The 11,570-nt window shown below is 34.2% G+C and carries 8 protein-coding genes and 1 pseudogene; 2 read left to right on the forward strand and 7 right to left on the reverse strand.

Annotated elements, in window-relative coordinates:
- Positions 1–21: 21 nt before the first annotated feature.
- From J2Z40_RS18140 to J2Z40_RS18170, 7 genes are all read right to left on the reverse strand, one after another.
- Positions 22–348 (reverse strand): DUF3870 domain-containing protein, encoded by a 327-nt coding sequence (locus tag J2Z40_RS18140; RefSeq protein WP_083953846.1) that lies wholly within the window; start codon positions 346–348, stop codon positions 22–24.
- Positions 349–1,199: 851 nt separating this feature from the next.
- Positions 1,200–2,186, reverse strand: coding sequence for a 2-hydroxyacid dehydrogenase (locus J2Z40_RS18145; protein ID WP_066392255.1), 987 nt, complete (start codon positions 2,184–2,186; stop codon positions 1,200–1,202).
- 24 nt (positions 2,187–2,210) lie between these two features.
- Entirely contained in the window at positions 2,211–3,344 is a 1,134-nt protein-coding gene (locus J2Z40_RS18150) for a glycerate kinase (RefSeq protein WP_066392252.1), read from the reverse strand.
- A gap of 21 nt (positions 3,345–3,365) precedes the next feature.
- Positions 3,366–3,539 carry a TRAP transporter large permease subunit gene (locus tag J2Z40_RS18155; RefSeq protein ID WP_083953845.1) on the reverse strand — a complete coding sequence of 58 codons (174 nt, stop codon included), beginning with the start codon at positions 3,537–3,539 and terminating at the stop codon, positions 3,366–3,368.
- A 90-nt stretch (positions 3,540–3,629) separates the two neighbouring features.
- Positions 3,630–4,445, reverse strand: coding sequence for a hypothetical protein (locus tag J2Z40_RS18160; RefSeq protein ID WP_066392248.1), 816 nt, complete (start codon positions 4,443–4,445; stop codon positions 3,630–3,632).
- Between the two features lie 840 nt (positions 4,446–5,285).
- On the reverse strand, positions 5,286–7,232 hold the full coding sequence (locus J2Z40_RS18165) for a DUF2075 domain-containing protein (protein WP_066392242.1): 1,947 nt from the start codon (positions 7,230–7,232) through the stop codon (positions 5,286–5,288).
- A 298-nt stretch (positions 7,233–7,530) separates the two neighbouring features.
- Positions 7,531–8,403, reverse strand: a complete 873-nt coding sequence (locus J2Z40_RS18170; RefSeq protein WP_066392239.1) for a hypothetical protein — start codon at positions 8,401–8,403, stop codon at positions 7,531–7,533.
- 165 nt (positions 8,404–8,568) lie between these two features.
- Between J2Z40_RS18170 and J2Z40_RS18175 the strand changes: the two are divergent.
- Positions 8,569–10,130: pseudogene (locus J2Z40_RS18175) on the forward strand (IS3 family transposase).
- A 228-nt stretch (positions 10,131–10,358) separates the two neighbouring features.
- On the forward strand, positions 10,359–11,507 hold the full coding sequence (locus J2Z40_RS18180) for an McrC family protein (protein ID WP_066392225.1): 1,149 nt from the start codon (positions 10,359–10,361) through the stop codon (positions 11,505–11,507).
- The last annotated feature ends 63 nt before the right edge of the window (positions 11,508–11,570 follow it).

Below are 11,570 nucleotides of genomic sequence, written 5' to 3' on the forward strand. Positions count from 1 at the left end.
TATTTTTAATTTTTTAAAGAGTTAGATGTTCATTGACTTATAGATTAAATATTGATTATATGCATCTCGCATTGCAGAAACAATTGCCTTTTTTCCTAAACCGAAATATCTTTTCTCGAATTTTTCAATAGGTGCTTCTAATCCTTCTTTTAAGTCATGTCCTGTAAAAATATTTCTTATAAAATCAGTACACATATTCGTGACAAAGGTACTTGATGCATTTACAATGCAATCTGTTTCGGGATCAATTTCAAAGCCAACTCCCATCACCCCAAATAGATTTTTAGCTGCCATTCCGTCAGGTAATCGAGAATAACCTGTACAAACAATCGTATCAATATAACTCATAAGTGTACCTCCTTAATTATTTTTAATATTAGGTATTACTCTCTAAAAATATGTGCTAATATTGTAAATCAAAATTCCCCCCTTGTTTAATTAGATTTCACTACTATTGTTCACAAAGTCTTTTTCTTATATTATTCAATTACAATTACGCGTTACTTTTCTTTTAAATAATTATGACAAAATTCAGATAATAAAGGAAGTTTAATTATGAAGTTTATATATTTTTAATTGAAGCAATTCAAAACATAAAATATTAGTCTTTATACTTTATAACTTATTGTTCAAATTGGGATATTTTATAGTGAAATAAACCTATAAATTTATATTTATAAGATAATAGTAAACCAATCAAACTGGAGGAATCAAAACTATAAACCTGAGGTAACTGCTACGGTAGCCGAATTGCCGAAAAGAGATGGATAACTAGATAAATTTTAGATTTACCCTATCTGTAATGCTCAAACAAATAGGTTTGCCTTTGCATCAACTTCTCTGACTAAAATAACCAAACTTCCCATGCTATGTACATTGTAAAAAAAGATCTATACTCCACTGCGTTAATATAGTGGGGTACAAACCTTTCTTCACCATAAACTTCCTCTTTTAATTCAAATGATTATGCTGTCGGTGCCATGACATTAAATTAAAGTAATAATCTTAAATTCATACTTCTGTAAGTACTCCACTGCCCCCTCAACATCAACCTCATTCCCAACATGCATTTTCACACAAAGGGACTCATCAATAAACGCAGCGTACTTAGATGTAAAAAACTCTTTCCTATGGACCCTTTTTTAAAATTAGATGCCAAAATAAAAAAAAGGCGCTAATTTTCTCAGCACCTCTTTTAGTCAATTATTAAACTTCCCCAACTCTTTATTCACAATATTTTCCGGGATTTCCCCATTCAATGCCTGAAGCATATTATTCACTGCTACATTTGCCATTTTTATTCGGGTTGCGATACTCGGGCTTCCTATGTGTGGGAGTGTTACAACATTAGGCATTGTCAGCAATGGATGATCCATTGGAACTGGTTCTTGTTCAAATACGTCTAGACCAGCTGCCCAAATTTCGCCATTAACTAGGGCATGATAGAGATCGTTTTCGTTCACTATTCCTCCACGAGCTGTATTTATGATGATCGAAGTATCTTTCATCAACTTAAAATGTTCTTTCCTAATCATATTTTTCGTTTCTGGTGTATAAGGAGTCATAATGCAGACATAATCTGACTCTTTTAATAGATTCTCTAGTGTCGAATACTGTAAACCTAATTCCTTTTCGGCTTCTAGCTTTCTGCTTCTATTATAATACAGTATATCCATATTGAATCCTTTTGCCCTCTTTGCCAGTGCTTCTCCAATTCTTCCTAGACCGATAATACCTATCGTAGAATTATAGATATCTTGCCCGGTAAGCTGCATCGGAGACCATGTACTCCATTTTCCATCTCTTAGATAATCGGATGCTTCTGGAATTCTTCTAGCAGTAGCCATTAATAGGGCAAAGGTTAAATCTGCTGTTGTTTCTGTTAAAACTCCCGGAGTATTTGTAACGATAATTCCCTTTTTAGATGCCACATCAACATTGATGTTGTTATAGCCTACTGCCATATTGCTAATTACTTTAAGGTTATTAGCCTTTTGAAGTAATTCCTCGTCAATTGTCTCAGTCAGCAAACAAAATAATCCGACTGCATCGACTATTTTTTCTTCTAAGACTTCGCGTGGGACAGGAGTATTTTCATGATTCCAAATCGATACTTCACATACCTCTTCTAGTTTATTTAGCAGATGAGTAGGAATTTTTCTTGTAATAAATACCTTTGGTTTCAAACCTATCATCCTTCCTCTCTGTTATTATGAAAAACCTTTTAACAAACGCATAATCTGTTCTGCCCGTTCTGCAGTCCACTTTTGAGAATTCATCATTGCTGATTCAAGTGAACATGGTCCCGGTACAATTGAAAAAGCACTACTAATTCCTAGTTCATCCATTTGGTCACCATTTAACTCTAGTGCTCCACATAAGGCAATGACAGGAATATTATGTCTTTTCGCTACTTTACTTACACCCGCAATCACTTTTCCTGACAGTGTTTGACTATCTAGTTTTCCTTCACCTGTAATTATTAGATTTGCATCTTTAACTTTTTCATCAAATTGAATGGCATCCATCACTACATCAATTCCAGATTTTATCGTAGCATTCAAAAATGATACCAATGCTGCCCCCATACCACCAGCAGCTCCTCCACCAATGATATTGCATAGGTCAACATCTTTTTGTTTTTGAACAATTTTACTAAAATGAAATAATGCTTTATCAAGAATTATCACATCATCTGGTGAAGCTCCTTTTTGCGGACCAAAAATGGCAGACGCTCCATTTGGTCCACATAACGGATTTGTCACATCACTTGCTATTAAAAATGAAGACTGTTTTATGCGGGGGTCTAAACATGAATCATCGAAATAATCCAGGCTTGATAAAAATCCTCCTCCCTCAGCCAGCTCTTCACCATTAATAGAGTAAAACTTCACTCCTAGAGCTCTTAACAATCCTGTGCCACCATCATTTGTGGCACTACCACCGAGTCCAATGATGAATTTACGGTAGTTCTTATCAAGAGCATATTTTATTAATTCACCCGTCCCATAGCTTGTAGCAAGCAAAGGACTTTTTTCATTATCAGAAACAAGAAGTAGGCCAGATGCTTGTGCCATTTCGATAACAACCGTTTCTTGATCACCCAAAACTCCAATCGATGCATTTACAGGTTTTCCAAGCGGTCCCTTTACTTCAACATCAAAAATTTTGCCATCAGATGTAAAAGTCAAGTTCTCCATAGTTCCTTCGCCACCATCTGCTAATGGTAGTCTAATGACTGAAGCTTGTGGAAAAACACGCAATACTCCTTCTTTTACAGAAGTACAAATATCACGAGCTGATATTGATCCTTTAAACGAATCAGGAGCAACAACTATTTTCATAGACCTAACCTCCCGCGAAATCTACTTTAAGACACTTGGAAGCCACAATGATATTTGTGGTAAGTACGAAATTAACAAAATATCAATTAATAGCACAATATAAAATGGAATTAGCGGTTTTAAAATTTGATCGATTCGCAGCTTCCCGATTTGCCAGGCAACAAACAAATTTACCCCAACTGGAGGAGTTAACATACCAACTGCAAGATCAGATGGGGATAAAGAAATTATTTAAATAATTGGTTAGCCGTCTAAATGTTATTAACTTAGCTGTCTTACTTATTATTACAATATTAAATCAACACTCTTAAATTCATACTTCTGTAAGTACCCCACCGCCCCCTCAATATCAACCTCTTTCCCAACATGCATTTTCACATGAAGTGACTCATCAATAAACGCAGCATACTTAGAGTTAAAAAACTCTTTCTCTTCTACATAAGGAAGCAAATCCTCAGCTGTCCATTCTTTCTCTTGCATCTTTTGAAGAATTGAAAGGATGCCGTCTGGATTTAAGATTGTTATTCTGCCGACTCCATCTCTGATCTTGGCATCAACACCAAAATACCGAAGCATCCAGACGAGTGTTTTCGTAATCGTAGTTCCTGTATAGGTATCAAATATGCCTTCATTTTTATCCACCCATATACAGCGATGATCGGCAGTTATTCCATTCCAAAGATACTTTCTCCTTACGTCGTTTAGCGTAGCCATAGCGACGTCATTAATGTAATGAAACTCTTTCTTAGAACAAAGAATTTCCATCATTTTTTCGCCAATTTTTTTGTGAATACCACCGGGACTGCCTGTATAGGTAGGTTTTTTCCCACTAACCGCTTTGGTGACGTATACTTTACTTCGATCGAAATCGATGTCCTTAATGCCCCATAGTCTTCCACCAAGGATGATATTGTCGCCAATATTTATGATGAAGGCTTTATCGAGCCGACCAATTTTTTTGGCCCCATCCATCACTTCGTATTCGTCTGATGTCATAAAGACAGAATAGAAATCCTTACTTCTAAGAATTCTTTCCCCTTCAAGTCCAACAATCAGTTCGTCGCTATTTTTGATGACTTCTACATATTCCTTTTCAATCATGCCTTGGATAAGGGTGATGACGTCTTCTGTTAATATATATAATAACTACTGAAAAAGCAGATATAATCTATTCATTTTCCTAACTTCATTATGCTATAGGACAGGGACTTAATCACGGATTTTTTATGGGGTAGTGGGGATTATAAGCACTCTTCGGCCCATACAGCGACATTTAAACTACTACTGGGACTTCCACACTATCGGATTTAGTCATGATTCAAAAGGTATTGCCGGATATTATTAGTACGCATCGACTATACGGATATAATTATGTGGATAGCATCGAGCTTAGAGTTGGGGTGTATCTAAGGATGAAGGAATTGCGAAGGCGATTCTAATATTGAAACCGATAATAGTGAAAGAGTTTATTGGAAATTATCATTACCCTATTAATATTGTCATTGGATTGAGTCAAGTATTGATGTACAGAACTTTTCCATACTATAGAGGGACACTCCTTTATAAGAGAAAGTCAATATTCCAATTTTCAAATACCTTATGTGTTGAGCATAGTAGCACCATTCAAAAGCATTACATTAATTTCCAATTAAACATAACGAATCTTTTGATAAATATAGTATCTCCATATCTACCCAACCCTGAGAATTTAGATGATTATATATCCTAGATTAAATAAGCATGTGTCCAAAAAATAAAGCCGTATATTCGATCAAAAATGTCGTGATGTACGGCTCTTTATTATGCATACTAGGAAGTTGCGCTTATTTATAATCCTACCTTGATTAAGGAGTTCACATAGATTTCCCCATATATCTTTCATGATTTTTTTAATAACTTAAATAGATTCATATGGCTAAATCCAGTTTTATCATTAATTATTCAATCACTTAAATTATAATTAATTGCATTTTCAGCAACTTTCAATTTTTCTTCTCTCGATTCCTTATATAAATTCTCACGATTTAAACGAGTTTTCAAGTATTTCTCTAATTCCTTATTTGTGCAATATACATAACACCCTTTTTGTCCTCTCGTCATTAAGGTTCGATAAGTATTTCGAATTATCTTATCTGCTAATTTCTCTGCCTCAACAGGGGTTTCCTTCAGCATCTTTTTAATCCCTTTGAGGGACTGATCAGTTTTTGCTCGTTTCGTATAATCTGTAATCACAGCACCTTTGTCAACTCGAAGATCATCACCAATAATAACGCCAACATAATCAAACTCCAGACCCTGGCAAGTATGAATACAGCCCGCTTCATGGATAGATTCTTCATCTATTGCCCATGTTGAAGTATTATCTAAATTCCAGCTCATTCCAAAATTATGCTCTCCAATTTTTATATCATGACATTTAGAATTTGTCCGATTAACTTTTGGCCATTCCCAACAATAACCTGAAACAATTCTAGACTTGTTATTTGTGCTATTATTTTTTTCTATTTCTTTCTTCATATCATGAGGATTGGAAAATACCCGAAAATCATAGTCTATTCCCATGTCGTTCGCATTAGCAGTCTCTCTAATCTGTAAAACGTCATCTAGCCATGCAATATAGCCATCTGATCCATCACATCGAAATTGGGAGGTTAATTCTCCAGAAGTCACCTCTGCTCCATATTCCTTAGCATATCTCTTGATCAGTTCTACACTGCCAATATCCTTCAAAGTAACTCGCTGATTCTCGTCTATAAAGAATATTGACATATGCGATGTATGGATAACTTCTTTAACTTGATTTTCACCTAAATTCTGAAACATACCTGATTTCTCGTTTAAGCGGTGTGCTTCATCAACAATTAATACATCTATCTCGTTTAATTCAGATTCCGTATAGCTTCCAGAACCTCTAAATAAATTATCTATCCTAGTTTTTCTAAAGTCACCTTTTAGTTTAGTTGAATAAACATTTCTAGGGGCAGAATTCTTTGTAACATACTGACATGTTAATGTTTTACTGGTCATTGCAACAAGCAAATTGATCGCTAATACAGATTTTCCAGTTCCAGGACCACCTTCAATAATCATTACTTGCTTAATGCCTGTTTTAATTGCTCTTTTAGCTAACTGAAGCGAAGTTTCAAAAATTACTTTTTGCTCATCAACCATCACAAATTCTTGATTTCCCTTTAGCATACTCGCTAAAGAATCCTGTAATGACTTGGATGGCCTAATTCTTCCTTGTTCAATCTGATAGAGGATTTCCTTATTATCCCCAAATTTTATATACTTTTTGATAAAGGCTCTTAATTTTTCTACATCACCTTTAGCATAAACAGGTGCTAGATTTAAATAGTAATCATAATACTCATCCGTTAATGGATCATTGTCCGTTTTTCGGTAATTATGCAAATATGCACATGGCTTAAGTTGTATTAATTGCTCCTGTACATTTTCATTATAATCCTCAATTAAAGAAGCGTAGGACCAAGCTTGATAGGAAGGATGTGGTACTTCCTGCAAACCTTTGTTGATAGCCGTTTTTACAATTGCTTCTTTTCCTTCTACTTTTTCTACTTTAGACCATTGTTTTAGTTCTATGATAATAACAGAATCATTCACTCCATTGTGGCCAGATAGAAGAAAATCTACTCTTTTAGATGTATAAGGTATTTTATATTCAATCGCAACTCCGGCATCATTCGGAATCGATTGATCATTTAAAACTCGGTACATATGTAACATGGAATTATCCCAAGAACGAATTTCAGATTCACTTGTTGTGTGGCCAACTTTTAATTCAAATTGATTTAAAATATGGGTAACTAGCTGATCTTGATCTACATGTTCTAGGAATTCCTGTTTACTAGCTTCATAAACAATCATTAATATTTCCTCCACAGCAACAACTATATTAATATTTTACCAAACACGTTTTTAACAATAAGCTTAACAAAAAAGTACTATATTTTGGAATGAATAAGTATGAGTATTGTATTTGTAAACTACTAAAATCAAAGTGTGTTTGATTTGTGCAGATAGAATATTCTATTTGAAATTAATACTGTTGTTTTCAGAATAACATTATTAAACAAAATAATTGTTATCCATAATTGATTTTTCATGATATTGTTTATAAACAAACCACTTTCTTACAAAAGTGGTCAATTTTTTTATATTTAGTCTAAAATAATTCCGGATTTGTAATTTTAAAAGTAAATCTTTCAATAGTCATTTTATTAAATCTAATATGACTTTGTTTATTAACAACCAAACAAATATTACCATTTCTTTTCTCCACATTACCAACACAATATAATTCAACTGGGTTTCCACTGTCATGATGTTTTTTCACAATTTCAAACATGGAATTTATGTTCCTAGCTGAATTGTTAAAGAAATTTTCTTCAAAATAGACATTTGCTTCCCTATTAATTCTTTTCAATTTAACTATTACTCTACTTTTTTCTATATTGATATTCTCGACTCTTTCATATAAAGCAGTCGCAGTATGAATATCGTCTTCACTTAATAGTGATATACTATAACGCCTTTTTACACTTGGTGCCCTTTTTCCTTCCTCAATAGTATCAGAATTTATATCAGTAGTAGGTCTTACATTCTCGGTTAGTTCTGGACCTTTCAATTTATCAGTAATCTTATTTTTTCTATTTTTATTTCTAGCTCGTTGTTTTTCAAGTCTAGTTTGTTTTTCTTCTTCTGTTTCTTCAACAGTATTAATTAGATTTCTTAAGACATTATTTATATGTTTATCAGTAAGAGCAACTGAGCTACTAGCTAAACTTTTTTTTCCTGCCTTTTGCTTTTCCCTATTAAAAAAATCTGTACAATCCGTTGAATGATCACTCATTGGCCATGTCTTGAAGTGAGCAATTCTTTTCCCTTTCGGTACATATTCTATTCTCGCAGGACATCCTTCAAAGGCACAATATAAATTTTGCCTTACTATTTCAAAATCACTTCTGTTTTCAATATCTTCCAAAGTGATTTCATCATAATCATTACCTTTCTTATACAGCACTAATTCAATTGCCATACCTTTTATCTCCTCTCATAATTTTATACAGTTATAAATAACCTATTACATATTACCTATCATAATATTACAAATTTTTCCCTTTTTCAACAACCCCCTCTGTTAGGATAGGTGTCGTAGACAACTTTAGTGTATAGTTTAATTAACACACGGAGGTTGATCGACATGAAAAATAACAATGGAAAACGATATACAGAGGAAATGAAAGAGGCCATTCTTAAGAGAATGATGCCACCTAACAATGAATCTGTAAGCCAGTTAAGTAAAGAACTTGGTATTACTGAACCCACTTTATACAAGTGGAGGAAAGAGGCTAGAATAGCTGGAAACCCCACCCCTGGAGATGGACAAGTTTCTGAGCAGTGGAGCAGTGAAGATAAATTTTTGGTAGTGATGGAAACATATTCAATGAACCAGGCAGACCTAGCAGAGTATTGTCGCAAAAAGGGACTATATAAAGAACAAATTGAAGCATGGCGAGAATCTTGTCTAAACGCAAACGGTCGTGAATTGAATCAATCAAAGCAATTAAATCAAAAATTAAAAGAGGAAAAAAGAAAAGCAAAAACGTTAGAAAAAGATTTGCGTAAAAAAGAAAAAGCACTGGCAGAAGCTGCAGCCTTATTACTTCTCAGAAAAAAGGCCCAAGCGATCTGGGGGGACCAAGAGGACGAATGATTAACCCGTCAGATCGCGCACTAGCAGTAGAACTCATCCAAGAAGCTAACCAAAATGGTGCGCGATTAGCCCTGGCGTGCAAAGAATTGAACATTAGTGTACGCACGTATGAACGGTGGATTTCAGAGGGAGGAATTAAGGAAGACGGACGCCCAATGGCCTCACGCCCAGAGCCGAAAAATAAACTAACGAAAGAAGAAAAACATGAGATATTAGAAGTCGTAAAACAAGAGGAATTTATAGATTTACCACCTACTCAAATTGTGCCAAAATTAGCCGATCAAAGTATTTATATTGCTTCTGAATCTAGTTTCTATCGAGTTCTTCGTGAGCAAAATATGCAACATCATAGAGGAAGAAGTAAACGACCTGAACGCAGATTACCAGAAAGTCATTTAGCTACAGCACCTAAACAGGTTTGGACGTGGGATATTACTTGGTTAAAAGGGCCGGTGAAAGGGATGTATTACCGACTCTATTTAATTATCGATATTTTTAGTAGAAAGATAGTAGGTTGGGAGATTTGGGAAACTGAGGAGTCACAATACGCTGAAGAATTAATGAAAAAAACGGTCATTAGTGAGGGCATCCAAGGAAGACCATTGGTGTTACATTCCGACAATGGAAGTCCCATGAAAGCCGCAACTTTTCAGGTCTTACTTGAGAAACTAGGGATTCAAAGCTCTTATTCAAGACCAAGGGTAAGTAATGATAACCCCTATTCCGAAGCGATGTTTCGGACACTAAAATATCGACCTGAATTCCCATACAAGGGATTTGAAACACTTGAGGCTGCGCGTGAATGGGCATTAAAATTTGTCCATTGGTATAACTGTGTACATCTACACAGTGGAATCAACTTTGTAACACCGGAACAATGCCACAAAGGAGCCCATATTGACATCCTAAATAAGCGCAAGGAAGTCTATGAGATAGCGAAACAAAAGCATCCAGAACGTTGGTCACGTACAACTAGAAACTGGAGTGCACACGAGTCAGTGGCTTTAAATCCTATGAAGGAAAAATTGGAGAATAAGAGTGAGGAATAATCCCCACTGCGATAAACTTGACCTACCTTTCCCTTCTCATCCAAGAACAGAATTTATTCTGTTCTTGGATGAGAAGGCCACCAAGCGAAGCGCGGTAGTAACTCCTGCATTTAGTACACTAGCAAACAAAGAATATACGACAACTATATTGACAAACACCGACTACGAAATCTCAAATGATGAATTACTGAGTACAATTGATAACATTGCTAATAAGGAAATATAGTGATGAAAATATTAACAACCTATGAGTACTCCGAAATTTCATATGAAGCAATTGTGGGTAGCAATAGAGATTCAGAGGCTTTTTATGAGATTAAGGAATTAGAAACGTTATTTTCTGAAAAGTATTCTGAAACTATTGAGTTTAAACTCAATGGTGTGGCATTTAAAAATTTTGTGGGTGTTATTAAAGTTGGGGATACTTATATTGAAGTTTTACCTAAGATATATAATTCTTTAATTGACGACAACCCCTCACTAAATAAAAACGAAATCTATAAAAATCTAAATTACATGATAAACAAATCTTCTAGACTTTCTATAAAAAATATTGACCTTTCTAATTATGGTGGAAATGAAGAAGGACAATTCTTAGATTTTTTTATCAATATGTTTTTACAAGAACTATACACAAATTTGTTCAAAGGGATATATAAAACCTACGTTACTCAACAAGAAAATCTTAGATATATCAAAGGTAGGCTGCTTGTTGCTGAAAATATAAAACGAAACTTTCTTCACAATAGGGTCTATTGCGAGTTTGATGAATTTACTGAAGATAATCTGGTTAATCAGATATTAAAATATACTACTAGATTGATGTCTAAGTTAACAAATTGGCGCCAAAATCAACTTCTTGCTGATAATATTATTCAATCCCTTAACGATGTTAGTGATATTCATGTTAGCGTAGATACTTTTGCCATTGTAAGGGAAGACAGATTACTCGGTATATATTCTAAACTTCTTGGTATTGCTAAAATGTTTTTGGAAGGACAGACAATAGATATCAACAGTGAGAATCTGGTAAGTAATTTCATTTTTAATATTGATATGAATTTAGTTTACCAAGAATATATATTTGAAATTCTTAATGAATATCGTGCTGTTATATTTAATGAGAACATAACAATTAGGCCTCAATACTCAAAGGAACATTTAATTTTTGATAGTAACAATAAAGGTGTATTCCTTCTTAAGCCTGATATTGCCTTATTAGAAGGAGACTCTGTTCGCTTACTAATCGATACCAAATACAAGAAATTAAATGTTGGTAAACATAGATATGGTGTGAGTGATAAGGATTTATATCAAATGTTTGGGTATTTCCATAAGTATAATATGGTGTTAGACTCAAAAGTGGACACAGTTTAAAATAGAAATAACTAATAATATGAGGTGTCCACATGAGCAGAAAAACATTTGATGAAGATTTCA

This window comes from Cytobacillus eiseniae (genome assembly GCF_017874625.1).
In the GTDB taxonomy this organism is placed as follows: domain Bacteria; phylum Bacillota; class Bacilli; order Bacillales; family Cytobacillaceae; genus Cytobacillus; species Cytobacillus eiseniae.